Raw genomic sequence first — 25,111 nt, 5'->3', positions numbered from 1 at the left:
AGCGCCGCCGCGGCGGCGGCGGCCTCCCCCAGCGAGGCCGGCGCGCCGTTCACCAGCGGGGTGGCGGCTGGCGCGGGTGGCGTGGCGCGGAACTGAGCCAGGCCGCGCTGGGCACGAGGGCAGTCGCTGCCCTGGAGCTGCAGGCTGCCGTCGGCCTGCGCGGCGACGCCCCAGCCGTCGCAAAGCAGGGTGCAGAAAGGGCAGGTCCAGGGGGCTTCGGCGGCCGGGGCGGAGAGGTCGTCGCGGGCGTCATCCATGGGGGCCGGGTCCGCAAGGGGCATGCCACGCGGTTTGCGGGGGCTCGGGGCGGGCGTCCGGCCGGGCTGTTGCCCCGTGGGTGTCCCACTGTGCTGCGGGGGTGGGACAGTGTGTTGCGGGGGCTGAGGCCGCGGCGCGCACCGGCCCCATGGCATGGAACGTGTTTCACCTCTCCGCCATGGAGCACGCGCCCGACCTGTCCAACCCACCCGCCCGGCGCCGCGCGCGGCTGCCGTGGGCCTCAGCGTGGGCGCAGCTTCAGGTCGTGCAGCGCGCTGGCCACCAGCCAGCCGGCGGCGCCGGCGGCCTGGGCGGCCTCCAGGTCCGCCTCGCCGCGGATGCCACCGGCGCCGAAGAGCCGGGCGCGCGGCGCCTGGGACTGGACGTCGGCCAGGGTCCGCAGGTCCGGCCCGGCGTCCGCGCCCACGCGGTCCAGCGTCATCACGATCAGCTCGCGCGGCCAGTGCCCCGGACGCTGCCATGCGCCGGCCGGGTCCATCGGCGCCTCATGGCGGCGGTCCAGCGACAGCAAGCCCTGCAGCGCCGGGGCGGCGGCGTTCTCGGCCGTGGCGCCGCCGGGCGCCGGGAAGCAGCACTCGAAATCGGCGGCGCTCTGGAAAGACTCGGTGCCGAATACCGGGCGCACGCGCAGGGCTGCCTCGCCCAGGGTGTCCAGCGCGGCCCGCGCCGCGGGCGGGCCGCTGAAGCCGCCGTCCAGCCACAGCGTCACGCCGGGCAGCGCCTGCAGCAGCGAGGCCAGCAGCCCGGTCTGCGGCGCGCGGCCGGTGAGCGCGTTCAGGTCGGCGACGTAAAGCAGCCCGGACGCGGCGTGCTCGCACAGCGCGCGGGCCACGGCAAGCGGCTCGCTGCCGCGGCACAGGGCCGACTCGATGGGACGGTAGCGCGCGCGATCGCCGCGCACGCCGCGCACCACCTGGCCCTCGAGCAGGTCGATGACGGGAATGAGGAGCATTGATTCCATGCGAACGCAGCGTGTCTTCGTATACGAGTATCTCAGCGGCGGTGGACTGGTCGGCGGGGAGGACGGCGACGACGAGGAACTGCTGGAGGAGGGCATCGCCATGCGCGATGCCCTGCTGGCGGACCTCGTGGACGTGCCCTGGCTGAGCGTGAGCGCCGCCGCCAGCACCGGGCCGATGCCGGCCACGGCCGGCGTGCAATGGGTGCGGCCACGTTTGCAGGAGTCCGCGCACGACTTCGTGCTGCGCCAGGCCGCGTCGCACGACCTGAGCTGGATCGTTGCGCCCGAGACCGGCGGGCTGCTGGGCTGCCTGCGCAAGCTCGTGGGCCCGATGCGCTGGATCGGCTGCGACAGCGTCGCCATCCGCGTGGCCAGCAGCAAGCTCGCCACGCTGGAGCACCTGGCGCGCCACGGCCTGCCCACGCCGCTGGACGCCTCCAGCGCCCGCGAGGCCACGCGCTGGGTGGTCAAGCCCGATGACGGCGCCGGCGCCCTGCACACCCGCGTGCACGCCTCGCTGGCCGACGCCAAGGCCGACCTGCGCCAGCGCCAGCGCATGAACGCCAGCGCCACGCTGGAGCCCTGGGTCGAGGGCGAGGCCATGAGCCTGTCGCTGCTGTGCGGCCGGCAGCGCACCGAGCTGCTGAGCATCAACCGCCAGCAGTTGCTCCTGGCCGCCGACGGGGCGGTGCACTTCGGCGGCGTGTGCCATGGCGCCATCGGCCTGGACGACGCGCGCGCCGCGCTGCTGCAGCGCCTGGCGCGCGACGTGGCGCTGTCGCTGCCGGGGCTGCGGGGTTGCGTGGGCATCGACCTGGTCTGGCACCCGGTGCGCGGGCCGGTGCTCATCGAGGTCAACCCGCGGCTGACCAGCGCCTTCGTGGGCCTGTCGCAGCGCCTGGGCCGGCGCCTGGCGCTGGAGGCGCTGGAGCCCTTCGCGCGTTCGGAGGTGCTGCATGCGGCCTGAATCGGGCGTGATCGGCTGGGACATCGGCGGCGCGCACGTCAAGGCCGCCTGGCTCGACGGCGGGCGGCTGCGCGACGCCGCGCAGTGGGCCTGCCCGCTGTGGGAGGGCCTGGACCGGCTCGACGCCGTGCTGGCGCAGGCACGCGCGCGCTGGCCGGACATGCACCGCGCGCAGCACGCCGTGACCATGACCGGCGAGATGGCCGACCTGTTCGCCACCCGCGCCGAGGGCGTGCGCCGCATCGCTGATCACATGGCGCTGCAGCCGGGCATCGGGCTGCGCTTCTGGGCGGGCGAGCAGGGTTTCGTCGCGGCCGGCCACGTGGCGGCGTTGTGGGAGGCCATCGCCTCGGCCAACTGGCTTGCCACGGCGCAGCTGGCGGCACGGCGCGTGGAGCAAGGGCTGCTGGTGGACATCGGTAGCACCACCTGCGACCTGATAGCGCTGCGCCACGGCCGTCCCGCAGCGCAGGGCCGCAGCGACGCGCAGCGCCTGGCCAACGGGGAGCTGGTCTACCAGGGCGTCACACGCACGCCGCTGTGCGCGCTGGCGCGGCACATCGACTTCGAGGGCCGGCCGCACAACGTGATGAATGAGTTCTTCGCCACCACGGCCGACGTGTACCGGCTGCTGGGCGAGCTCGACGCCGCGCACGACCAGCATCCGGCGGCCGACCACGGCCCCAAGGACGCCGTGGGCACGCGGCGGCGCCTGGCGCGCATGGTCGGGCGCGACGCGCAGGAGGCCGGGGACGAGGCCTGGCTGGACTTCGCGCGCGCCTGGCGCGCCGAGCAGCTCAACGAGATCGGGCACAACCTCGACCGCGTGCTGGCTGCTGCCGGGCTGCCGGCCGACGCGCCGCTGGTGGCGGCGGGCTGCGGTGGCTTCCTGGTGGAGAAGCTGGCGGCGGCGCGCGAGCGGGCGTGCCTCTTTTTCGCCTCGCAGGTGGTGCGGCTGGACGCGCGCGCGAAGCCGTCGACGATCCGGCTGGCGCAGGTGTGCGCGCCCGCGGTGGCCGTGGGCCTGCTGCTGGAGCAGGAGCGCTGCTGAGATGTGGGTCGTCAAGCTCGGCGGCAGCCTGCAGTCGGACCCGGCGCTGCTGCGGCGCTGGCTGGAGCTGCTCTCCTCGCTGGGCCGCGGGCGCGTGGTCATCGTCCCTGGCGGCGGCCCCTTCGTGGACCAGGTGCGGCAGACGCAGGCCCACTGGGGCTTCGACGACCTCGCGGCGCACAACATGGCCATCCTGGGCATGGGCCAGAGCGCGCTGCTGCTGCGCGCGCTGCGCCCCACGCTGCAGATGGCGGCGCGCGATGCCGACATCCGCCGCGCCCTGCGCGCGGGCCGCACCGCGCTATGGATGCCGCTGGAGCTGCTGCGCGAGCACGCCGACGAGCTCACGAGCTGGGATGTCACCGCCGACAGCCTGGCGCTGTGGCTGGCGATGCGGCTCAACGCCGAGCGGCTGGTGGTGGTCAAGAGCTGCGCGCCGCCGCCCTTGGCCTCGCTGCGGGAGCTGGTGGACACGGGCGTTCTCGACACCCGCTTCGCCGCCATGGCCGCCGGCGCGGGCTGTGCCGTGGACGTGGTGGACAAAAGCGCGCTGGATGAGGTGCAGGCCCAATTGGTGGGCGGCTGCCGGCACTCGCCGGCCTAAGAACTGCTGTTTTGGTGCACGAAACAGCCGTAAACGTGACGAAACGGCTTGTCACAGCAGAAATGCCCGGGCAGGATCGCGCGTCTGCTGTGTCCGGTTCGGCCAGGTTGCGGGCTAGCGCCTCGCACGGACGCACCGGATCCGTCGTCACCCACAGAACTCCGCTATCCAGCCATGGACGTCGCCACCCTTGCCCTGCTCATTGCGACCCCGGTCCTTGGCGTTGCCGTCTTTCGCCTTTCGCGCAAGACGGACCAGGTACTGACGCAGCTGAATGAGCTGAAGGCACTGCTGTCCGAACCCGGCGGCGTCTCGCACGCGCCGGCCGAGGCACGCGAGCCGGACGCTGTCCGGCCCGCCCAGGACATCAGCGCCGAGGAGCTGCAGCCCACGCAGCTCTACTTCTGTACCAGCGACGGCAAGATGGTGCTGGGCATCAAGAAGCTCGAAATCCAGCAGCTGGCCCGCTTCACGCGCAGCGCCATCCGCGGCTCTGAAAGCAGGCTGGCCACCATCAAGGGCGTACTGCAGGCATCGCCGTCCGTGCTCACGCATGCGGGCATCGAGGAGGGCCAGTTGATGGAGGTGGTGCTCAACGGCCCGTTGGCGGCCAGCTGCAACGGCGATGCACTGCTGGCCATGGTGCGCGGCGCCGGCGGCAAGGTCGTGGAGCAGTCGCGCGTGCGCAACCTGCCGTCGCTGGCCCCATTGCCGGCTTCGGCCGTGGCCGCCACGGCCAAGGCGCTGGCGGGGCAGCACTATCTGGACGGCATCAACTCCATGCTGGTGGACTTGGGCAAGGGCTTGGCAGAGGTGCGCGACACGCAAAGCACCGAGCTCAAGGCGGCCCTGGCCGAGGTTGTCAACTTCCTGTACGACAAAGTGTTGGGAGCCGTGCGGCGCGGCCATCTGCCCCCGGCGCTGATGACCGAACTCCAGGCTGCCGAGGCCCGTCTGGTCAAGGTGCAGCAGGAACTGGTGCAGTTGCACCGCATGCTCAATCAGCGCACCAAGCATCTGCGCCGCGCTGGCGAGTTCGACCCGGACGAAATGTTCAAGGCCCTATCCGACCACGCAAAGGCCGTGGACGCGCTGCGCAAGCAGTTCGTGTGGACGGTACAGGCGCGGCTGACGGTCTTGCAGTTCGAGGCCATGTTCGTCCAGGACCCGCAGGTGCTGCAGCCCCGCCGGCAGGCCATTGCCGAGTCCATGCAAACGCCGGAGCTGGGCACCGGCTTCGAGCCGCTGATCCGGGCCTTGGTCGAAGAACTCGACAGCCTGGACGAAACACTCTCCGACGATAAGACGCTGGGCCACCGCAAGGCCGCCCTGAAGGTCTTCGTCCAGCAAGCGTTCGAGAACACGCGTACCGAACTCGCGGAGGCAGGCAAGGTGCTGGAGGAGTCGGTGTCGCAGGGAACCACGGGGCTCAAGCCGATCCGGCTGGCGATCCGGATCGACAAGGGCCGTGTCGAGGGCTTCGAGCTAGCGCCGCGGCGCGTGGCCGCAGCGCCGGCGCCGCAGCCCAGCGCCGCGACGGCCTGATACCCCGGTCCTGCCGCGGGTGCCGCGGCAGCGGCGCCGGGCTCCCCGCGCGTGCGTGGCACGCAGCAGCGCCCGTCTCGCTGCGTGGCACTGCGGGGCGATATAGGCGGGACGGTGGGAGGCACCATCTATGAGCAGCGCTCCAGCACCTGCCGTGAGTTCACCCAGGGAAACGCACGCTGCCACGAAGCACGCCGGCAACATGACCCGGCCCTGCTGGATGCGGAAGAACCGGCCTGGCGGGAAATCTCGGCTTGAGGCTCGCGTGCCACAATTCGGCCCCATTGCAGCGGCATTCCATTGAACTGGAAATATGGCTCCAGCACCTCGACAAGAATTCCAGGATCCTGAAGGAGCCAGCCAGCGACTGGCGGCACTGCTGCGGCGCAATTTCGGCGGTTTCAAGGGGCTGGTACGCCTGCTGCTGGCCAACGTGGATTATTTGACGGGACCGGCAGTTAAATTCACACGGCCGGATCTATCCCAAGTGGACCGGCTCGTTTTCGTGTGCCTGGCCAATCTCAAGCGCAGCGCCTTCGCGCAGGCGGTGGCGCAACAGGCGGGCCTGCCGGCCGCCTCCTTCGGGCTGTGCGCCGTCAGCGGCCAGGCGCCGCTGGGCACGGTGCTGAGAGTGGCCGCCGAAATGGGCGTGAGCCTCGACGGCCACCACAGCGTGGACATGCCGCTGTTCGAGCCCTCCGCCGGTGACCTGTACCTGGTGATGGAACTGCGCCATGCCCATTACCTGGTGCGCCAGGGTTATCCGGCCGAACGCGTGGCGCTGCTGGGTTTCTGGTCCCGCCCTCAGCGCCTGCATCTCCAGGATCCGCACCGCAAGGGCCCCTCCTACCTGCGCACCTGCTTCACGCTGATTCAATCAGCGGTGCTCAACATCAGCCGGGAATTGAAGACGGCTCAGGCAGCGCGACCTCAGCCTTAGGAAACCGAAAGAAACGCGGTGATGGGCAATACAGTTGCCCAAAATACCGTAGCCCAGGCAAGCCATTCCGGCTCCAAGGCTGGACATCCTGGATGAATCAATTTCCGGCGCGAGAAATCTGCCAGTTCCAGCGCTCGTCGGGAACGATTCGCAAGTCGTGATACTTGCCCCCGGCAAAATCGAGCATCAATTCGACAAAAGCTTTTTCGCGTTCGTGGGCCGGCGGTTGCGGATTCAGCGGGCCTTGGCCTTCATATCTCAAGCCCAACGAATACTGTCCCGGCGGGATACGCACCATCAGGTTTTCACCATTCTTGATCACGGCAACTTCCTTGCCGTCGATGGTCAACGTCGTGGGCATGGCCCAGCCCTTGAAACGGGCCTCTCGGATGATATGCACGGTAGCCAGCGCCGCGCTCGCGGGCACCTCGGGCGACCAATGGATTCTTTCAGGCGGCACGGGCTGGCTCAATACCACGACCGGGGCGTGCCGCGCTGCCAACACCTGCAATGCCATCGCCCAGACAGCAATGGAGAAAAACTGCACGAAGCGGGCATTAAGCGTCTTCATGGTTTCCTTGCGTCAAGGCAGCCGACCATTCCAAAAACTTGTAACCATGTTACCCGCCACCCGTGGGCCCGCGAATGCAATGGAAATAGCGGGGGCACCGATCTCCGTGATACGGGAACGGGCCTGTCCACTTGATGTGAATGGTGGGGTGCTTCCCGTGACGACACCGTGAAGCCCGTCACGGTTGCCCGCGCGGTAACTGCCGTTTACCGGTGTGCGGGACCCTCGTGGCAGCGCTCAGCTCCGCGGGGTTGCGAAGGCCTGCACCAAGGCCTGCACGCGCTGGGGCTGCAGCGCAGCGCCACGCCCACCCTCGCACAGCGTGCCTCTGAAGCCGGCGTAATCCGGCGCCAGCTCGCGCAGCAGCGCGGCCTGGGCCGGCCGCAGCGAACCGGCCACGCCGGCGAGCCGGCCTGCACCCTGTACGCAGGTGATGAAATGGCGCACCGTGGCCTCGTCCAGGCGATCGAAGAGGCTGCCCGCGCGCTTGTCGGCCGTGTCCAGCATCAGCGCGGGGAAGGGCAGCCAGCACGCCAGCGCCAACACCGCCTCGTCCAGCCCGTCGTCGCCAAAGAACACCGGCACCACGGGCGCCGGGCTGGCGGCCAGCGCCGCCAGCAGTGCCGTGGCGCCGTCGCCGCGCGGGATGCCGACCTTCACCACGTCCACGCCGCAGGCGGCCGTGGCACGCACCTGCTCCAGCACCGCGGCGCGCGCGTCCAGCGGCCAGTCGCCCACAGTGGCGCTCACGGGATGCACATGCCCGGCCGCGCGCAGGGCCTGCACCACCTCGTGCACCACGTGCAGCGGCAGCGCGCCCAGTGCGCCGGTGTTGGGCTCCTTCAGATCGATGAGATCAGCCCCTCCCGCCACCGCGGCCAGCGCCTCCGGCACGTCGCGCACGCTCACCAGCAACTGCACGCGTCCATCGATGGCGCGCCGCAGGCCGCCGGAAGCGGCGCCCGAAGGCGTGGGACGGAAACGCGGCGCGGCTGCGGGAGCCGGAGCGTCGGCGGCGGCCTCCACGGACGGCGGCGGGGCCATCGTCATGCTGCCTCCCTCGTCCGGTACGACGCCACCGCCTGCTGCAGCCAGCCCCAGGCCTCGTGTTCCTCGGGTCCGGCGGTCTTGTCGATGGCAATCTGCAGGTAGCGCATTTCGCTTTCCACCTTCTCGCTCGGCAGCAGGTGCAGCCGGCTCACCAGCACCGCGCCTTCCACCACCGCGGCCTGGGCGCGATTGAGGCCGATGAACTCGCCGTGCGTCTCCTCGTGCACGCGCGCCATGCGCAGCACGGGCCGCTGCGGATCGTCCTGCGCCCGGGTCAACCGCAGCTCCAGGTGGCGCAACGCGCACTCCAGCCGCACGCCCGGGACGATGCGCGCCGGCAGCGTGGGCCAGCCGCGCCGGCCCGTGACGCAGCCGGCGATCACGCGCGTGTCCACCAGCACGTTGAGCACCGCGCAACCCGAGCCCAGGATGTTCATGAGGGTCGAGGAGGGCTTGAAAGGCATCAGTACGACCTCGGCGCCCTGGTAGCGCACGCCCAGAGGCGCATGGTGCGGCCGCCCATCGGGCGACAGCGTGCTGACCACCACTTCAAAAATCTGATCGTTCATGGCGTTTCGTCCTTCCCGCGCAGCGTGGAACCTGGTGCGCACCAGGCGTCCAGGTTGTCCTCGCGCCGCGGTACCGCGCAGCCCCAGCTCAGGGGTTGGTCCTGCACGTAGCGCTTGCCCAGCTGCCACGCGACCTCGGCGCGTGCGAGCTCCACCCCCATGTAGAAGGCATGGGCAGCATCGTTCTCAAGCTTGAGTTGCGGCCACAACTCGAAGGCGTCCCGCGCCAGCCGGTGGCCGTCGCGGTTGTAGACGTGGATGCCGTCGTCCGCCACCTGCACCCGGAAGTTGGGGTCGCGCACGCCGGCGGCGGTCTGGCGGATCTCCTCGGCCGTGTCCGGGAACGGGCGCTTGGCATGCACCGTCAGCAGCTCGTCCGTGAAGCCCTTGGCCAGGCTCCGGCTCTCGTGCGCGGCATGCATCAGGCGCCGCGCCACGTCGGCCTCGCGCACCGCGCGCCGCGCGTGCGCGCTGACCTGCGTGGTCAGGATCGCGCGCGCCTGCAGCTCCTCGCACAGGCCCAGCAGCAGCGCGTTCATGCCGGCGGTGTCAGCCTCGGTCAGCTCGGTGACGTTGCCCACGCCCACCAGGATGTCCACGTCCGGGAAGCGGTCGCGCAGGCGCTGGTAGCGGCAGATGGAGCGGGTGAAGCCAAAGGGCAGCGGGTCCAGGATCGAGTCGGCCAGGAAGGCGCGCCCGCGCCCGCGCAGCGTCTCGATCGCCTGCGCCAGCGACTCCTCGTCCTGCGGCGTCCTCGGGATCAGCACTGGCGTGCTCGCCACCTCGTCGGCCACCCACAGCGTGTCGAGGTTGAGGCTGAGCAGGTAGTCGGCCCCGGCGCGCCCGCCGCGCAGCAGCTCGGCCGTGTCCAGCGAATCGACGCTGACCTTGAGGCCTTCCGCCTTGAGCGCCTTGACGCTGTCCTCCAGGTGCGGGAACGGCGTGGCGGGCAGGCCGCCGAGGTCGATCACGTCGGCGCCGTCAGCGGCGTAGGCGCGGGCGCGCTCGACGATGCCGGCCACGTCCAGCCGCGGCGCGTCCACGATCTCCGCGAAGATGTCCACGCGGTACGTGGAGAGGTCCACCGGCTTGGCCTCCCGGTTGAAGAAGGCTGGCAGGTCCTTGAGCTCCTCGGGGCCGCGCTGCACCGGGATGCCGAAATGGGCTTCGAGCGCGTGCACGTCGCCGCGGCAGCGCCCGGGCAGCAGCAGCCGGTCGGCCGGCCGCGGCGCCTCGCCCTCGACAGGGGAAAGCACGGGCGCGCTCACGCGGCGGCGCACCATGTCGGCGGTCATGAGCCCGGCGACCTGCAGGCCGATGTCGCGCACTTCCCAGGTGAAGGGGGCGTCCATGCCGGCCAGCACACGCTGCAGCGCTGGCTGCGCCAGGTGGCCCGTCAGGAAGACGATGTGTTCCATTCCAGGGACAGCTCCCGCAGCCGCCGTGACAGGGCCGCTTCCAGCTCGGCGGGCGAGCACACCACGCGGCAGTGGTCGATGGCGCGCAGCCGCTCCACGTTGTCCAGCTCGATGCGGCGCGGGTGCAGCGTCACCCACTCGTGCGGCGCCTTGGTGATGACGGTGGGCTCGGTGTCGCACGCGAACACGATGCCCGGGATGCCCAGCTTGCCCGCCTGCGCGAACATGTTCGTGGGCAGCGTGTCGGAGATGCCGAAGGCGCACTTGGCCACCGTGTTGGAGGTCGCCGGCGCCACGATCACCGTGTGGTAGGCGTCCGAATACAGCATGCCCACCGGTACGGCGCTGGCGCTCTTGTCGCGGAAGACCTTGAAGCGCTCCTTGAGCGAGTCCAGCGTGAAGCCGTACTGCGGCAGCACCTCCTCGGCCGCGGCGGAGAGGAACAGGTCCACCGCCGGCAGCCGCGCCGCCAGCGCCATGGCTTCTTCGAGGTAGTGGCCCGATCCGGTGACGGCAAAGGCGAAGCGCGAGCGCGGCGGGCCGTCGGGCACGTCCAGGGCCTCCAGCGCGGCCTCGGTTTCGAGCACGTCTTCTTCAGGCGCGTTGGGAGACGGCGATCTGGAGCTTGTGGAGCTTGCGGTAGAGGGTGTTTCGGCTGACATCGAGCGCCTTGGCGACGTTGCTCACGTTCCAGCGGTGCTGCTCCAGCAACTGCAGCAGCACCTGTCGCTCATGCGACTGGATCAGGTTGAGGCCCTGCGGGGCCGGGGTTTCGGCCGGGACCATGCCCGAAGCCAGTAGCGAAACCGATGCCAGCGCCGGCGCGGGCGCATCCGCCACCGCCGGGGCCGGCACGGCCGCCGGGCCTTGGCGCAGCGAGGGCAGGTGCTCCAGCCCCACCGGCGCGCCGTCGGCCAGCGCCACGGCCGCGCGCAGCACGTGGCGCAGCTGGCGCACGTTGCCGGGCCAGCGGTAGCCCATCAGCAGCTGCTCGGCCTCGGGGCGCAGCACCACCGGGCCGCCGTTCTCCTCCTGCAGGATGCGCTGGATCAGCTCTCGCTTGTCGCTGCGCTCGCGCAGTGCCGGGATGCCCAGCTCGATGCCGGCCAGACGGTAGTACAGGTCCTCGCGGAAGCGCCCCTGCGCCACCAGCTCCAGCAGGTTGCGGTGGCTGGCGCTGATGAGCTGGAAATCGACCGGGTGCGTCTCCTCCGTGCCCAGCGGCGTGACGCGGCGCTCGTCGAGCACGCGCAGCAGCCGCGCCTGCAGCTCCAGCGGCATGTCGCCGATCTCATCCAGGAACAGCGTGCCGCCGTCGGCCTGCAGGATCTTGCCGCGCCGGCCGTTGCGCTGCGCCCCGGTGAAGGCGCCGGCGCGGTAGCCGAAGAGCTCGGACTCGACCAGGCTCTCCGGCAGGCTGGCGCAGTTCACCGCCACGAAGCTGCCCGAGGCATGCGGGCTGCGCTCGTGCAGCGCGCGCGCGAACACCTCCTTGCCCGCGCCGGTCTCGCCGCGCAGCAGCAGCGGCGTGCCACGCGCCAGCACGCGCGCACCGGTGTGCAGTTGCTGCACGAGCTGCGGATCGGCCAGCCCGGCGGCCGGCACCGCGCGCGCTGGCCGCGCGGCCGGGACCAGCGTGGAGGACAGGCCGCGCGCGCCGGTCTGCGACTGCGGTTGTGCCTCCGCCGCCGGGCAGCGCACCACGGCGAAGAAGCGGTGCGCGCCGTTGGCGCGGTACACCGCCACCGGATGGAAGGAGGTGGCGCGGTTGCGCTCCAGCAGGTCGTCCAGCGTGGTCTGGAACACCTCTTCGAGCCGCCGCCCGCACAGCGCCTGCGGGTGGTCCACGCCGAGCTGGAACAGCGCGCTGCGGTTGGCGGCGCGGATCACGCCCTCGCCGTCCACCGCCAAGCGGCCTTCGTGCAGCGTGTGCACGAGCTCGGGCCGGGTGTGGAAGTGCAGCGGGTGGCTGTCGCGGTAGCGCTGGTCGATGAGGCGGTTCTCGATCATGCGCGCCGTCATGCCCAGCAGCACCAGCACGTGCTGCTGCTGCAGCGCCGAGCGGCTGGTGACGTCGAGCACCGCCACCATGCGGCCCTCCGGGTCGTGCACCGGCACGGCCGAGCAGGTCAGCGAGGTCAGGCGGGTGAAGAAATGGTCCTCCTGGCGTACCGACACCGGCTCGGCCAGGGCCAGGCAGGTGCCCATGCCGTTGGTGCCGGCGTAGGCCTCGTTCCACAACGCGCCCACGGTGAAGCCCACCGGCTCCAGCTCCTGCGCGAACTCGGGCGAGGACACCAAATGCAGGATGACGCCCTCGCCATCGGTCAGCACCACGGCGGTTTCGGTGTCGGCGAGCTGCTGGTAGAGCGTGCTCATCTCCAGCCGCGCCGCCTCGATCACGTCGCCCAGGCGGCGGCAGCGCAGCGCCAGCGCGTTGCGGTCGAGCACGGGCGGATGCGGTTCGCCGTCGGGGTCCAGGCGGTACTCGTTGAGGCAGCGTGTCCACGACTGCGCCACCTGCTCGTGCAACCCCGAGCGCATGCCCCTCAGCACCGCGCCCAGCACGCGTTGGCCATGTCCCACCGCCGCCAACAGGCCTTGTGTCATATGTGAGCTCCTACTGAAGAGGGCCCCCGTTGGAGGGAGCCCGCTCGCGGCGCATTGTCGGCCGGCACCCCCGGGTCAGCGCTGTCGGGAATTGCCCGCAATCCACCGGGTTATTGCGTCATTCCGTGACACGGCGCGGGCTCCCTGCTTGCCGCGCGGAAGAAGGCCGGCCGGGACTGGCGCGCAACTTGCGGAAAGCCGCCGTCCGAACCACGCCTGGAGGCTTGCCGATGTCCGCCCTCATGCCCTTGCCACCCCTGCCACGCCACGAATCCACCGGTGCCGCGCTGGACCTGATCTTCATCGAGGGACTGACCATCCCGACCGTGATCGGCATCCACCACAGCGAGTTGCATGACCCGCAGCCGGTGCGCGTGGATCTCGCCGCCGGGCTGCCGCGCAGCGGTGCCTGCGACAGCGACCGCATAGGCGACACCATCGACTACAGCGTGCTGCGCGAGCGGTTGCACCGGCTCTTCGCCGAGCACCAAGTGCAACTGCTGGAGGCGCTGGCCGAGGAGATCGCGCGCATCACGGTGTGCGAGTTCGGCGCGCACTGGGTGCGGGTGGCGCTGGCCAAGCCGCGCAAGTTCGACGACCTGCAGGCCGTGGGCGTGGCCATCGAACGCCGGGCGGACGATTTCAATGGCGCCGCGTCCCGCGCGCGCGCGCCGGCCCGGGTGCTGTCGCTGATCGGCGAGGGCATGGTGCCCGGGAAGAAGTGACGTCAACGAAATGAAGAAGCGGCCCCGCGGGGCCGCTTCTCTTGGGGTGGCGGCCCGTGGCGCCGCGGCGCCACGGGCCTTCCGCGATCGCCTGCCGGTGGGCAGGCGCTGCGGCTTGGGGCCCTTCCTCAGCCCTGGGCCTGGAAGGGGTGGGTGACGGAACCCTTCTTGGACACGACTTCCTGTGCGCTGGGCTCGTTGCGCACGGCGCGGGCGATGGATTCGCGCACGGCGCGGTAGTTGAACTCCTGGATCTTCTTGTCGTCCTCGGCCTGCCAGTGGATGAACACGCCGACGCAGATGAACAGGTTGTCGGCCTCGTCGGCCGGGATGGTGCCGTCCTCGACGCTGTCGGCCACCGCCATCGCCACGCCGCGCTGGGCCGGGCCGAACATCTGCACCGCCTGCTTGGCACCCTTGATGGTGACCTTGTTGAACATCACGGTGGCCGGCTTGGCCATCAGGTTCGGCGCGACCACGGCCAGCAGCGACGTGAAACCTTCCTTGTTGTTCACCAGCGCGTTGGCGAAGGCGGTCTCGGCAGGGGAACCACGCGGGCCGATGATCAGGTCGATGTGGGCGACCTCGTTGCCATCCCCAACCAGTGATTCGCCGACGAGCATGCGGTCGATTTTTGCCATGGGTCAGTCTCCATGTGGGTTTCGCGATCCACGCCGCGGCTGCGGCGCTTCGTGCCTTTATTCACGTTCCGTGCCACGCGAAACCAGGAGGCCCAGCAGGGTGCTGGCCACTGCCAGATCGGCGCTGGTGCCCGGGTTCAGCCCCTGCTGTTTCAGGGTTTCATCCCAGTCGGCGAGCGCTTCGGCCAGCGCGGCCGGGCCTTGACCGCGCAGCCCTTGCTCGAAGACCGTGGCCCGCTCCAGGACAGTCTGTGCCACGGCTGCACCCTGCTTTCGAACAATGTGTGAATCGGGCCAGCGCGCCAGGCAGGCCAGCCAGGCCCGCAGCATCCCGGCCTCGGCATCCGCGCCGGCCTGGAACGCGGGCAGGCCCACGGCGAAGAGATCGTCGAAGTCGCACGCGTACTGCCGCGCGATGCTGTCGCGCCGCGCCGCCAGCGCCATGGCCTCGCGCAGGCCGGCGGTGGGTGCGTCGTTGACGTCCTGCGCCTCGGCACGGCCCAGGCCGCCGGGATGGGCCGCGGCGATGGCGCGGAAGGCGTGACGGGCATCCTCCAGGTCCAGCTCCCGCAGCACCGCCCGCACCGCCGCGTGCAATCCGGCGGCGTCGCGGGCGCCGGGCGCGCGCTCCAGCGCGGCGGCAATGGGCGCGCACAGCAGCACGATGCCCAGGTTGGTGTTGCAGCCGGCCACGGCCAGCGTGGCCCGCACCGCGCCCTCGATGCGCTGGCCAACGCTCAGCCCCGGCGCGAACAGTGCCTCCTGCGCCGCCGCGGCGCTGTCCAGGAACTGCTGCGCCCGCATGCCGTGGCCGGGCGAATGGAAACTGACGTTGCCGGGCTTGCGCACCTGCACGTCGAGGCGGCAAGCGGCGAGGAAGGCGGCGCGTCCGCGCTCCAGCGCCACGGCGGATTCGGCGGAAACCACGGGCATCTGCATGCTCATGCGCTACGCCGTCCCAGCGCCGCCGCGACCTTGCGGTCGAGCAGGTCGTCCACGATCGCCTGCGCGATGTCGAAGCCCGTGACGCGCTGCAGCCCCTGCCAGGCCGCCACGCCGTTGACCTCCAGCACCTGCGGCCCATCGGGCGTGGGAATGAGGTCCACGCCTGCGTAGTCCAGCCCCAGGGCCTGGGCCGCGCGTACCGCGGGCAACGCCAGGTCCTGCGTCACCTCGGCCGCCTCGCAGCGCGCACCCTGCGCCACGTTGTGGACCCAGTGCGCGCTCACGCGCCGCATGGCGGCCACGGCCCGGCTGCCGATGACCAGCACGCGCCAGTCGAAGCCCGGCGTGCCCAGCGGCGGCACGTAGCGCTGCAGGTAGGCCAGGCCGCCGTAGGGCTCCAGCGGCGGCAGCGGCACGAAGGTGCCGTGCACGCGGCCCACGAGTTGCAGCCCCTTGCCCTGGGAACCGAACAGCGGCTTGAGCACCAGCGCGCGGCCGGCGGCGGCCTCGCGCATCACCAGGCGCTGCGCCTGCGCGGGGCACTCGGTGGTCCAGGCCGGCGGCGAGGCAATGCCGGCGCTGCGCAGCAGCAGGCTCGTCATGGCCTTGTCCACGCTGCGCTCGATGGCGCGCGCCTCGTTGTAGACGGGCACGCCCAGCGCCGCGAGCGCATGCAGCACGGTGAGCCGCTTGGTGACCTGCTCGAAGCTGCCGGCGGCGACCCCGCGCACGATCACCGCGTCGGGCAGCTCGCGCCCGAAGCCCGGCAGCACCAGGCCGTGGCGCGAGGCGGCGGTGGCGACGCCGCACTGCGCGAGGTCCAGGCAACGCACCAGCGCCGCCCCGCGCGCCAGCAGCGCCCGGCGCAGCCGCCGCACGTGCCAACCGGATTCGTCGCTCATCAGGGCGACGCGCAGGCCCTCCATGCCGTGGCTCACGCCTCCTCCAGCCACAGCCCGCGCAGCAGTCCCATGTCCGTGCCGCCGCCGCGCCAGGTGCGGCCCGAGCCCAGGTGGCTGACCCATACCTCGGCCGGCGCGAAGAGGGCGCCGTCGATCTTGTAGAAGTCGTATTCCGCGGCCTTGAAGATGTCGGCGAAGCTGCGCCCGTACTCCCGCGCGTTGCGCGAGGGCAGTTGCTGCGCCAGGCGCCGCGCCGCTTCCTCGTCGCCGCGTACCTGCAAGTGCACCCGGCCGCCGTACAGGATCGCGTCGTTGGTCCGCCCCATGGCCTGCAAGCCGTCGGCGCCGGGCGAGGGCAGCGGCGCCGTCGCGCTGCCACCCACGATGTCGGCCAGGTGGAAACCCAGCTCGTGCGCCTTGTGCAGCGCCACCTCCAGCACCCGCGCCACCACCTGCGTGGTGCCGGCCAGGCTCGCCGTGGGCGTGACGATGACCGTGAGGCCCTGCGGCGGCAGCGCGCAGTCGCGCAGCACCTTCTCCACCACCACGTCCGGCGGCAGGCGGTCCACCTCCAGCACCAGCACACCGGCGTCGGCGCGGTCGCGATAGCCCAGCTCCTGGAACAGGTCCTCTCGCGCGGCCAGCGCCCGCGCCGGTCCCGAGCCCAGGGCGAAGAACTTCTTGCCGCCGGTCTCCTCCTTGGTGGCCGACAGGCTCCAGCCCGCGTACTGGCTGCCCAGGCAGGCCAGCACCGGCTGCGCGCTGCTCACCTGCACCCAGGTCGGCCAGCCCTCCTCCGGCGCGGCACGCAGGCTCACCTCGCCCAGGCCGCCCATGCAGATGCGCGCCACGGCCAGGCCCGCCTCCACGCTGCCCTGGGCCTCCAGCCCGGCATCGACGACCTGCACGCCGAATTCGTCGCGCTGCACGCGCACGCGCAGCGCCGTGGCCTCGTCCAGCAACCGCCGCAGCAGGGGCTGCGCAAGGTGGTTGACGCTCAGGGTGTCAGCAGGGGAGCTCATGAGCACAGTTCTCCAAGAGGGGGGTCAATTCGTCATGGCGCCGACGCAGCAGCGCGCGCACGGCCTCGGCGTCCGGCGCCGTGGCGCTGAGCGAGCACACCGGCTCGCGCGCGGCCACGTCCACCGGCGCATCGGGCAGGTCGTGCACCCAGGCGCGGCGCGCCAGCCGCTGCAGCTCGGCGGCCTGCAGGCGCAGCCGCCGCGGCGCGTACAACACTTCCAGGCCACTGACCGTTTGCGACACAGGCTGTGTCGGCAACGGCGCACCCAGGCAGGCGCGCAGGTGCAGCCGCAGCGGCGATTGCGGCGCGTAGAGCTGCAGCGTTCCCCCGGGACGAGGGTTCAGTTCCAGCAGCGACACGCCGCCATCGGCGCCGAGCAGGAAATCCAGGCTGCCCAGCCCGCGCAGGCCGCAGGCCGGTATGAGCTGTTGCAAGGCCGTGTCGATCTGCGCCGCCACATCGGACGGCACGGGCACGGGGCCGATGGCGCCGCGCCAGGCGTAGGGCGCATCGGGCAGGCCGACGAGTTGTTCGTTGAAGCCCAGACACAGCGCGCGGCAACCGTCGGCCACGAAGGCGGCGGACATCGGCACGCCGTCGAGGCGGCGCTGCCAACAGCCCAGGCCGCCCGGCGCCTCGACATCCCGTGCCGGCCGCACGTGCCAGCCGCCACAGGCGGCGCCGTCCTTGAACAGCCAGTCCTGATGATCAGCCGGGGGTTGGTCCCAGCGCGTGGGCGGGTGCGGCAGACCCAGCGCCTGCAGCAGCGGGAAGAAGCGGCGCGGATCGCGCACCAGCCGCCAGCCATCCACCGGCGTGCCCAGCAGCGGCAGCCGCAGCGCGCCGGCGGCCAGCAGGTCCAAGTGGGCTTCGAAGCCGCTGCCGGCGATCCAGCCCAGCGCGCCGGACGCGGCGGCCTCGTGCAGCGCATCCAGCAGGTCGCCGGCGTCGAAGCGGTGCCAGGCCCGCCAGCGCGGCGCGGCATGGCGCGTGTCGCGGTCGCCGAAGGCGTCCAGCGCGAGGGTCGTGAAGCCCTCGCGCGCGGACGCCTGCGCCAGTTGCCGCACCGACAGCCCGGCCACCAGCAGCGTGGGCCGGGCCATGGCCTCAGCCGGCGCGCAGCTCGCAGGCCAGTGCGAAGGCGTCATCGAAGCTCAGCGTGACGGGCTTCTCGGCCTCGCGCATGCGCTGCAGCAGGCGGTGCTGCACCTGGTACTTGACGTTGCCCACGGCCAGCGCGCCGATGCCCACCGCCCGGGTGCCCGCCAGCGGCTTGCCGTCGTCCATCACGCCCACGCCGGCGATGCCCTCCGGCGGCACGGCGTTGACGTCGGCCGCCACCAGCAGCTTTCCGCCCGCGGCGGCGAGGTCTTCGGCGCTCAGCACCTGCACGCCCGCCGCGGCGGTGGCGAGCACCACGTCGGTGGACTGCAGCGCCTCGCGCACCGCGGCCTGGTCAGCGCTGGAGGCGCCCAGCACCTGGGTCCCGAAGCGCCCGTTCACGGCCTGGGCCGTCTCGTCGGCCGCCTGCTGTCCCTTGTGGCTGGCCACGCGCACCTGTGCCCCGGCGCGCGCCGCCAGCACCGCCACGATGCGGCCCACCGGCCCCGTGCCGCCGAGCACCAGCACCTGGCGGCCGGCGAGATCGGCGCCATGCGCCTTCTTCAGCTGCTCGCGCACGCAGGCCAGCATGGCCGCGGCGGTGGTGAAGGCGCCGCTGGGGTCGGCCATCACCGACACCACAAAGGGCGGCACCATGGCCTTGCGCGCGGCGTCGAGCATGTCCACCGCCTGCATCACGTCGCGCCCGCCGATGAACAGGCCCGTGCGCGCCACGCCCTTGGGGCCGCGCGAAAAGATGGCGTCCTGCGTCAGGTTGGGCGTGGCGGCCACGTCCACGCCGCAGTACGGGACGATCACCTGGTAGCCGGCGTCGGCGGCCATGTTGACGTCGAAGGGGCTCATCCACGGGCCGGGGGTGAGCATGTGCAGGATGTAGGGTCGTTCCATGAGGTGATGCCGGAGGGGTGGGCGCCGTCAGGCGCAGGCAGCGGCCGGGGAGGCCGCCAGGATCTGGAGATCGGCGCCGGCATTGCGGCCCTGCACGAGCTGCAGTTGCAGCCCCGGCGCCACCGCGCCGGCCGCGCGCGCGGCCCGCAGCAGCGCCGCGGCGGCCTCGGCCGAGGGCAGGATGGCGAAGCCCGTGGGGCCCCAGGAGCTCTGGCCGATGGCGGCGTCGCCGTGGCGGCCGATCCAGCGCATCAGCGCATCGACGGCCGGGCTGGTGTAGGAGCTGCCGCCCTGCGCCGGCGCGAAGTACCCGCCCAGCAGCGCCTGCATGCGGTTGAGCCCCTCGGCGAAGCAGCCGAAATCGGCCGCCGCGGCGCCGGGCAGCACCTGCATCACGACACGGTGGCACAGCTCGGCCGCGAGCTCGCGCGGGAAGGGCGGGAGCTGGGCCAGCGCCTGCTTCTCCTGCGCGCCGGAGAGGCCGCGGCGAGCAGGGTCCAGCACCAGCAGCACGCGCCAGCGCTCCGGGAAGTCCAGCCGCGACGTCACGGCCGCGGGCCGGCCGTCGGCCTGCGGACCACCGTCCAGCAGCAGCCCGCCGTGCTCGAAACCGGCGATGCCCACGCCCGAGCGCAGGCCGCGTCCCAGCATCTGGGCCACCTCCGGGGCACCCAGCGCCAGCCCGTGCAACCGCGCGAAGGCCGTGCCCACCGCCAGCGCCAGCTGCGTGCCCGAGCCCAGGCCGGCGTGCGGGGGCAGCACCTCCAGCAGCCGCAGGTGCAGCGGCCGTCCCAGTCCGGTGTGGGCCTGCACCTGGGCCAGGTGCGTGGCGGCGCGCTCCAGTTCCCCCGGATCGATCCCGGGCGCGGCCTCCACCACCGGACGGCCCGCCAGGCGGAGCTCCAGCCGCGTCCGCGGTCCCTGCACCACCAGGCCCAGGCTGCCGAAGCGCCGGCCCAGCGAGGCGCCGGGATCCAGGAAGCCCAGGTGCAGCCGGCCCGGGGCGCTCACGCGCACGAACTCAGGAGTGGAAGCGGCGGACACGGCAAGGGCAAAAGTCATGGCGGGACGCGGCTCGGAGAAGGAACCCCCTTCCTGCAAGCCCTGTTCCACGCGGCTGGATGGCGTGCTTGTTGCAAGCCGGGTTGTCTGGCAACCCTGTTGCTGCCCTGGATTCAGTACACAGTGTCACGGCAGGCCGGGGGCGTATGCTGCGCGCGCCTGTAAGAAAACCCAGAGGAGACCTCCGCTGCAGGCGGAAGTAGAAAGGACAGCGATGCTCACGACCCGTCCGTCCGAGGGCCCGTTGGCTGGCCGAAAGCGCGACTTGGGCTTCGGACACTCAGCCACGAGCGTGCTGGTGCCCAGCGACCCGGCGCATGTGGAGGCCATCCGCAAGTCGCACGAGCGCTGCGCGGCGCTGGGGCTCACGCGCATCGGCCATGGCGACTACACGCCGCTGCCGCGGGCCGACCTGGCATTGGTTCATGAACGCAACCGCCGGCTGTTCATGCATGCCGCGCCGGTGATGGAGCTGCTGCTGGAGCAGATCCTGGTCAGCAAGAGCATGGTGGTGCTGGCCGACACGCAGGGCACGGTGCTGCACTCGGTGGGCCACTCGGACCTGCTGGAGCGCACGGCCAAGGTGGCGCTGGCGCCCGGCGTGAACTGGGCCGAGGCCAGCAAGGGCACCAACGGCATGGGCACGGCGCTGGTGACGGAGGAGCCGGTGTTCGTGCATGCCGACGAGCACTTCATGTATGCCAACGACTTCCTGACCTGCTCGGCCGCGCCCATCTTCGATCCGCGCGGCAACCTGCTGGGCGTGCTCGACGTCACCGGCGACCACCGCTCCTTCCACGCCCACACGCTGGGCCTGGTGAAGATGTCGGCGCGCATGATCGAGAACCACTGGCTGACCGACGACTGCCAGCACGCGCTGCGGCTGCACTTCCACAGCCGCGTCGAGTTCATCGACACGCTCATGGGCGGCATCCTGGCCGTGGGCGAGGACGGCAAGCTGCTGGGCGCCAACCGCAGCGCGCTGGACCTGCTGGCGCTGAGCCCCGCGGGGCTGCGCATGAACTGCGTGGAAAGCCTCTTCGGCCTGAGCCTGCCGCAGCTGCTGGACCAGGCGCGCAGCGCCTCGACCGGCCCGCTCACGCTCACGCTGGCCAACGGGCTGCAATTGCACGCGCGGCTGCAATTGAACTGGCCGCTGGCGCGCCCGACGATGAGCCTGCTGCCCTCCGGCGACGCGGCAGCCGAAGCGGGCGCCACCGAGGCGCCGTCCGCGCTGGTACGGCCGGCCTCCCCCCCGGTGAGTTCGGTGCTGGTGCCGCGGCGCGAGCGGCCGCGCGCGGCGGACGCCGAGGCCGTGCCCGATCTGTCGTGGCTGCAGACGGGCGACGCGCAGATGGAGGCGCTGGCCACCCGGCTGCGCCGCGTCGCCGACCGCGACATCTCGGTACTGATCCTGGGCGAGACCGGGTCGGGCAAGGAGGTGCTGGCGCGCGCCATCCACCAGGAATCCTCGCGCGCCGGCCTGCCCTTCGCGACCGTGAACTGCGCCGGGCTGCCGGAGCCGATGATCGAGGCCGAGCTTTTCGGCAGCGAAGGCGGCGCGCGGCGCCCCGGCGCGCTGGGGCGCATCCTGCAAGCCCAGGGCGGCACGCTGTTCCTGGACGAGGTGGGCGACATGCCGCTGGCGCTGCAGGCGCGGCTGCTGCGCGTGCTGCACGAGCACGAGCTTGCGCCGCTGGGCGGCGCGCCGGCCGACGTGGCCGTGATCAGCGCCACGCACCACAACCTGCGCGAGATGGTGGAGCGCCAGGCCTTCCGCGAGGACCTGTATTACCGGCTCAACGGCCTGACGGTGCGGCTGCCGCCGCTGCGCGAGCGCAGCGACCTGCTGGTGCTGGTGCAGCGCATCCTGCGCCGCCACGGCCCGCTGCGCGCGCCGACGCTGGACGCGGAGGTGGTGCGGCTGATGCAGTCCTACCACTGGCCGGGCAACGTGCGCCAGCTCGTCAACGTGCTGCGCGCGGCGGCCGCGATGGCCGGCGACGAAGCCGCCATCACGCCCGCGCACCTGCCCGAGGACTTCATCGAGGACGTGCAGCGCGCCGTGGCACGGCGCCAGCCGGACGCGAGCATCGGCACCGGCAAGCCCGCAGCGGAGCACGATCCGGCACCCGTACTGGCGGCACAGCCTGATCCGGCCGAGGCCGGCGCCACGCTGGAAGAGCTGGAGATGCAGACCATCCTGCGCGTGGTGCAGGAGCTGGACGGCAACATCTCGCTGGCTTCCAAGCGGCTGGGCATCAGCCGCAACACCATCTACCGCAAGCTGAGGCGGCGTTCGTGAGCGCGTATCGGAGCCACCGGATGCAGCGCCATCGCCGCCTGTTGCTCCTGACCGCGGCCGCCGCGCTGGCGATACCGGGGGCCACGGCCCGCGCGCAGCCGGTGCCGCCGCCCAGCGCCGTGGTGCTGGACTTCGACCTGCTCGACGACCATCCCAACCCCGAGCCGCAAGCGCATGCCGCGCTGCAGCGGCGCTTGCGCCAGGCGCGCGAGGACCTGGAGGAGCAGTTGCAGGCGCAGCGGCTCTACCGGATCGTTCCGCTGCAGGGTGCGCGAGCGCTGATGGACAAGCTGCGCAACGAGCAGGAGTTCATGCACCGCTGCGAGGACTGCGCGCGCCAGGTAGGGCAGCAGCTCGACACCGACTACGCCATCACCGGCTGGGTACAGAAGGTCAGCGAGCTGATCCTGAACTTCAACATCGAGGTGCACGACGTGCGCCGCAAGCGCGTGGTGCTGTCGAAGTCGGTGGACCTGCGCGGTAACAACGACGAGTCGTGGCAGCGCGCCGTGCGCTTCCTGGTGCGCGACATGGCGCAGAAGCGGCAGGGGAATCCGAAGTACGGGACGTGAGTCCCGCGCTTGCTGATCAGCGACGTATTCCGTTCGTCCTGATGCTTCGATACCTCAGCACAGGGCGCGCCCTGAGGTATCGAAGGGTCAGTGCAAACGGGTCATTTCACGAACAAGAGCAAGCCGGGACTGGAGGAAGGTCTTCAGCGCGCCGCCGTCGGCGCAATGAAGCAGCCCTCGCGCGCCGTGGACTGCAGCTTGCGGAACTCGCGGATCTGCTTCTGCAGCGGCTCGGTGTCGCGGATGGTGTTGCCGCGCTCGCCGCCGATGCTGTTGGCGTTGGTGGCGGTGCTCATGGTCACGAAGTCGTCGTAGGGCACCTGCGCCGCCAGACGATCCAGCACGCACGAGCACTTGTTGAGCATCTCGTAGTAGCTGCCCGGGTGGTCGCGCATGCAGGCCTGCACGTATTCCACGCGTGCGGCCGTGGGGTAGTCGTGGGCAAAGGCCCAGGGAGCGGCAACGCTCAACAGCACGGACACGGCGGCGGGGCGCAGCAGCTGGCGGGCCAGGCGAAGGGAGGGCAGGGTCATGGTTTTGCAGTCGCGGCGCCCACTTCGGCGCCTTCAAGGGTGAGGGTTTCTTCAAGCAGCGGCGGCGTGCCGGACTGATTGCCGGGCAGCAGGGTGCGCAGTTGCGCCACGCCGCCGGGCACGTCGGCCAGCACGAACTCGTAGCGCTTGGCCGCGTACTGCTCGAAACGGTTGCGCATGGGATCAGTGAGGTAGGGGCTCACCTGCAGCCGCTGCGCCGGCAGCTCGCGGCCCTGGTAGCGCACGCGGGTGTCCTCGCTGCGGGCATCCTCGGCCAGCGCGAGGCGGATACGGCGCCGGAAGTGGTTCATCTGCCCGCGCGTGAGGCGCTGCATCTCGCGCAAGTCGTGCTCCAGGAAGTAGAGGATCACCGGGTTGGCGCTGGCGCCTTCCACGGTCGGCAAGGGACGCGGGCCTTGCGCCTCCGGGAAGGTGGCGCTGGTGTCGCAACAGCGGCCATCGGCGCCGGCGCGCAGTTGCAGCTCCAGCGCGCCGGCGTAGCCGGGCTCCAGCGAGCCGCCATGCGTGAAGGCATAGCGCAGCACGGTGCCGGGCTTGAGGCCCTGCAGGTGCGGCGCCATGAAGATCCGCCGCTCGGCCTCCGAGATGGTGCCGGCGCCGGCCACGCGCGGCTCCTCGTCGGGGCTCGGCTCCTCGGCGGCACGCAGCGGCGCGGCGCCCAGCAGCGTGGCCGCCAGCGCCGCCGCGGCCAGCGCCGCAGCACGGCGACCGCGCGAAAGAAGGGAAAGACTCATTGGCGTGCGGATTCCTGAGGGGGTTCTGAAGGATCGGCGCGCAGGCGGTCCGACACCTCCAGCGCCAGTCCGGGATTGAGGGCGGTGAGCGATTCGATGGCCTGTTGCGCCTGCGAGGCCAGGCCGGTGCGGTGGTAGAGCTGCGCCAGCCGGGCCCAGCTGCGGCTGTAGGCGGGATCGATGTCCAGGCTGCGCTGCCAGCTCTGCACCGCGGCGGTGTCACGGCCCAGGTGCTCGTAGGCCAGCGCGCGCAGGTACAGCGGCTCGGGATCGGCGGCGTCCTCGTGCGCCCAGCGCTCGGCCAAGTGCAGCAGATCGTCCCACTGCCCGGCGCGCTCCAGCGTGGCCGCCTGCAGGAACAGCGGCTGCGCGGCCAGCGGCTGCTGCCAGAAGCTCAGCCCGTCATGCGGGCGCACCTGGCCGAAGCGCATGCGCAGCTCGGTGCTGTCGGCCAGCCATTCGGCCGGCACGGCGTAGTAGTGCGTGCGCCCGCCCGGCAGCCGGAAGGTGAGGATGCCCACGAGGTTGCCGTCGCGGTCGAACAGCCCGCCGCCGCTGGCGCCCGAGGTGAAGCCGTTGCTGCACTGGATGACGAGGTGCCCGCCCCAGTGGTGCAGCGCCACCACGCTGCCGCCGCTGATCTGCAGCGCCGGCCCGCCGGTGTAGCCCAGCGCGGCGAGCTCCTGGCCCTCGCGCAGCGAAGCGGCGCGGCCCAGCGCCACCGGCGCGTTGGGCAGCCCGGGCACCTGCAGCACGCACAGGTCGCGCTCGGTGTCCAGGGCCTGCGACTGCACCGACCAGCGCGCGCCGGCCTGCACCACGGAGATGCTGCTGGCGTTGCGGGTGACATGGCAGTTGGTGACCACGCGCTCCTTGGCGATGACCACGCCCGAGCCCAGTTGCAGTCGCCCGCCGGCGCCCTCGGCCTCGATGCGCAGCACGCTGCGCCCCAGCAGGATCAGCGAGCGGCGGTCGAACTCCGCGTGCGCGCCGCTGCTGCTGAGCAGGCAGGCCGCCACCAGCGCCGAGCCCAGGAGGCGGCGCTGGTGAGCCGAGGGGCCGCGGGCCACGG

General features: G+C 71.7%; 25 protein-coding genes and 1 pseudogene. 8 read left to right on the top strand and 18 right to left on the bottom strand.

What is annotated here, in order from left to right; genetic code table 11:
- Positions 1–257: pseudogene (locus Q0741_RS08465) on the bottom strand (formylmethanofuran dehydrogenase); the annotation flags it as partial.
- Between the two features lie 242 nt (positions 258–499).
- Entirely contained in the window at positions 500–1,240 is a 741-nt protein-coding gene (locus tag Q0741_RS08460) for a HisA/HisF-related TIM barrel protein (protein WP_298232758.1), read from the bottom strand.
- Here Q0741_RS08460 and Q0741_RS08455 point away from each other — a divergent pair.
- The 5 genes from Q0741_RS08455 to Q0741_RS08435 all read left to right on the top strand — a co-directional run bounded on the left by Q0741_RS08455 (position 1,239) and on the right by Q0741_RS08435 (position 6,347).
- Positions 1,239–2,207: an ATP-grasp domain-containing protein gene (locus tag Q0741_RS08455; RefSeq protein WP_298232757.1), complete on the top strand. Its 969-nt coding sequence runs from the start codon at positions 1,239–1,241 to the stop codon at positions 2,205–2,207. The two genes, Q0741_RS08460 and Q0741_RS08455, sit on opposite strands and share 2 nt — an antisense overlap.
- Positions 2,197–3,258: a hydantoinase/oxoprolinase family protein gene (locus tag Q0741_RS08450; protein ID WP_298232756.1), complete on the top strand. Its 1,062-nt coding sequence runs from the start codon at positions 2,197–2,199 to the stop codon at positions 3,256–3,258. The genes Q0741_RS08455 and Q0741_RS08450 overlap by 11 nt, the downstream gene beginning before the upstream one ends.
- A gap of 1 nt (position 3,259) precedes the next feature.
- On the top strand, positions 3,260–3,862 hold the full coding sequence (locus Q0741_RS08445) for an aspartate kinase (RefSeq protein ID WP_298232755.1): 603 nt from the start codon (positions 3,260–3,262) through the stop codon (positions 3,860–3,862).
- Positions 3,863–4,036: 174 nt separating this feature from the next.
- Positions 4,037–5,407: a hypothetical protein gene (locus tag Q0741_RS08440; protein WP_298232754.1), complete on the top strand. Its 1,371-nt coding sequence runs from the start codon at positions 4,037–4,039 to the stop codon at positions 5,405–5,407.
- A gap of 487 nt (positions 5,408–5,894) precedes the next feature.
- A complete protein-coding gene (locus Q0741_RS08435; RefSeq protein ID WP_298232753.1) occupies positions 5,895–6,347 on the top strand; it encodes a hypothetical protein in 453 nt (150 codons plus the stop codon).
- Between the two features lie 97 nt (positions 6,348–6,444).
- Here Q0741_RS08435 and Q0741_RS08430 read toward each other — a convergent pair whose 3' ends face one another.
- The 6 genes from Q0741_RS08430 to Q0741_RS08405 form a co-directional block, all read right to left on the bottom strand.
- On the bottom strand, positions 6,445–6,918 hold the full coding sequence (locus Q0741_RS08430) for a hypothetical protein (protein WP_298232752.1): 474 nt from the start codon (positions 6,916–6,918) through the stop codon (positions 6,445–6,447).
- A 237-nt stretch (positions 6,919–7,155) separates the two neighbouring features.
- Positions 7,156–7,968: a (5-formylfuran-3-yl)methyl phosphate synthase gene (locus tag Q0741_RS08425; protein WP_298232751.1), complete on the bottom strand. Its 813-nt coding sequence runs from the start codon at positions 7,966–7,968 to the stop codon at positions 7,156–7,158.
- Positions 7,965–8,537, bottom strand: coding sequence for a DUF447 domain-containing protein (locus Q0741_RS08420; protein WP_298232750.1), 573 nt, complete (start codon positions 8,535–8,537; stop codon positions 7,965–7,967). The genes Q0741_RS08425 and Q0741_RS08420 overlap by 4 nt, the downstream gene beginning before the upstream one ends.
- On the bottom strand, positions 8,534–9,955 hold the full coding sequence (locus tag Q0741_RS08415; RefSeq protein ID WP_298232749.1) for a DUF6513 domain-containing protein: 1,422 nt from the start codon (positions 9,953–9,955) through the stop codon (positions 8,534–8,536). The genes Q0741_RS08420 and Q0741_RS08415 overlap by 4 nt, the downstream gene beginning before the upstream one ends.
- On the bottom strand, positions 9,934–10,542 hold the full coding sequence (locus Q0741_RS08410; protein ID WP_298232748.1) for a flavoprotein: 609 nt from the start codon (positions 10,540–10,542) through the stop codon (positions 9,934–9,936). The genes Q0741_RS08415 and Q0741_RS08410 overlap by 22 nt, the downstream gene beginning before the upstream one ends.
- Positions 10,543–10,549: 7 nt before the next feature.
- Complete coding sequence (locus Q0741_RS08405; protein WP_298232747.1) at positions 10,550–12,565, bottom strand: sigma-54-dependent Fis family transcriptional regulator; 2,016 nt, start codon at positions 12,563–12,565, stop codon at positions 10,550–10,552.
- Between the two features lie 230 nt (positions 12,566–12,795).
- On the opposite strand from Q0741_RS08405, the gene Q0741_RS08400 reads away from it, so the two are divergent.
- Positions 12,796–13,290 (top strand): dihydroneopterin aldolase, encoded by a 495-nt coding sequence (locus tag Q0741_RS08400; protein WP_298232746.1) that lies wholly within the window; start codon positions 12,796–12,798, stop codon positions 13,288–13,290.
- A 128-nt stretch (positions 13,291–13,418) separates the two neighbouring features.
- Here the strand turns inward: Q0741_RS08400 and fae are convergent, their stop codons facing one another.
- The 7 genes from fae to Q0741_RS08365 are packed head-to-tail and all read right to left on the bottom strand — an operon-like array spanning position 13,419 to position 19,874.
- Positions 13,419–13,931 carry a formaldehyde-activating enzyme gene (gene fae, locus Q0741_RS08395; RefSeq protein ID WP_298232745.1) on the bottom strand — a complete coding sequence of 171 codons (513 nt, stop codon included), beginning with the start codon at positions 13,929–13,931 and terminating at the stop codon, positions 13,419–13,421.
- A gap of 57 nt (positions 13,932–13,988) precedes the next feature.
- On the bottom strand, positions 13,989–14,876 hold the full coding sequence (locus Q0741_RS08390; RefSeq protein WP_367184085.1) for a triphosphoribosyl-dephospho-CoA synthase: 888 nt from the start codon (positions 14,874–14,876) through the stop codon (positions 13,989–13,991).
- A complete protein-coding gene (locus tag Q0741_RS08385; RefSeq protein WP_298232761.1) occupies positions 14,873–15,802 on the bottom strand; it encodes a RimK family alpha-L-glutamate ligase in 930 nt (309 codons plus the stop codon). Before Q0741_RS08385 ends, Q0741_RS08390 begins: the two co-directional genes overlap by 4 nt.
- Positions 15,803–15,810: 8 nt before the next feature.
- Positions 15,811–16,800, bottom strand: coding sequence for a methenyltetrahydromethanopterin cyclohydrolase (mch, locus tag Q0741_RS08380; protein ID WP_298232744.1), 990 nt, complete (start codon positions 16,798–16,800; stop codon positions 15,811–15,813).
- Positions 16,784–17,950, bottom strand: a complete 1,167-nt coding sequence (locus Q0741_RS08375) for an ATP-grasp domain-containing protein (protein ID WP_298232743.1) — start codon at positions 17,948–17,950, stop codon at positions 16,784–16,786. Before Q0741_RS08375 ends, mch begins: the two co-directional genes overlap by 17 nt.
- Entirely contained in the window at positions 17,910–18,812 is a 903-nt protein-coding gene (locus Q0741_RS08370) for an NAD(P)-dependent methylenetetrahydromethanopterin dehydrogenase (protein WP_298232742.1), read from the bottom strand. The genes Q0741_RS08375 and Q0741_RS08370 overlap by 41 nt, the downstream gene beginning before the upstream one ends.
- Positions 18,813–18,839: 27 nt before the next feature.
- Positions 18,840–19,874 (bottom strand): beta-ribofuranosylaminobenzene 5'-phosphate synthase family protein, encoded by a 1,035-nt coding sequence (locus tag Q0741_RS08365; protein ID WP_298232741.1) that lies wholly within the window; start codon positions 19,872–19,874, stop codon positions 18,840–18,842.
- Between the two features lie 298 nt (positions 19,875–20,172).
- Between Q0741_RS08365 and Q0741_RS08360 the strand changes: the two genes are divergently transcribed.
- Together Q0741_RS08360 and Q0741_RS08355 are read left to right on the top strand one after the other, a co-directional pair.
- Positions 20,173–22,179, top strand: a complete 2,007-nt coding sequence (locus tag Q0741_RS08360; protein WP_298232740.1) for a sigma-54-dependent Fis family transcriptional regulator — start codon at positions 20,173–20,175, stop codon at positions 22,177–22,179.
- A gap of 20 nt (positions 22,180–22,199) precedes the next feature.
- Positions 22,200–22,751, top strand: coding sequence for a DUF3280 domain-containing protein (locus tag Q0741_RS08355; protein ID WP_298232739.1), 552 nt, complete (start codon positions 22,200–22,202; stop codon positions 22,749–22,751).
- A 143-nt stretch (positions 22,752–22,894) separates the two neighbouring features.
- On the opposite strand, the gene Q0741_RS08350 is transcribed toward Q0741_RS08355, so the two are convergent.
- The 3 genes from Q0741_RS08350 to Q0741_RS08340 are packed head-to-tail and all read right to left on the bottom strand — an operon-like array spanning position 22,895 to position 25,109.
- Positions 22,895–23,284: a hypothetical protein gene (locus tag Q0741_RS08350; protein ID WP_298232738.1), complete on the bottom strand. Its 390-nt coding sequence runs from the start codon at positions 23,282–23,284 to the stop codon at positions 22,895–22,897.
- Positions 23,281–24,039 (bottom strand): hypothetical protein, encoded by a 759-nt coding sequence (locus tag Q0741_RS08345; protein WP_298232737.1) that lies wholly within the window; start codon positions 24,037–24,039, stop codon positions 23,281–23,283. The genes Q0741_RS08350 and Q0741_RS08345 overlap by 4 nt, the downstream gene beginning before the upstream one ends.
- Positions 24,036–25,109 (bottom strand): serine protease, encoded by a 1,074-nt coding sequence (locus tag Q0741_RS08340; RefSeq protein WP_298232736.1) that lies wholly within the window; start codon positions 25,107–25,109, stop codon positions 24,036–24,038. The genes Q0741_RS08345 and Q0741_RS08340 overlap by 4 nt, the downstream gene beginning before the upstream one ends.
- Between the last annotated feature and the right edge of the window lie 2 nt (positions 25,110–25,111).

It is taken from the genome of uncultured Azohydromonas sp. (genome assembly GCF_937926365.1).
Lineage (GTDB): Bacteria > Pseudomonadota > Gammaproteobacteria > Burkholderiales > Burkholderiaceae_C > Azohydromonas.
The sequence above is the reverse complement of the archived record's forward strand: the minus strand, read 5'-3'. Positions and strand labels throughout refer to the sequence as shown.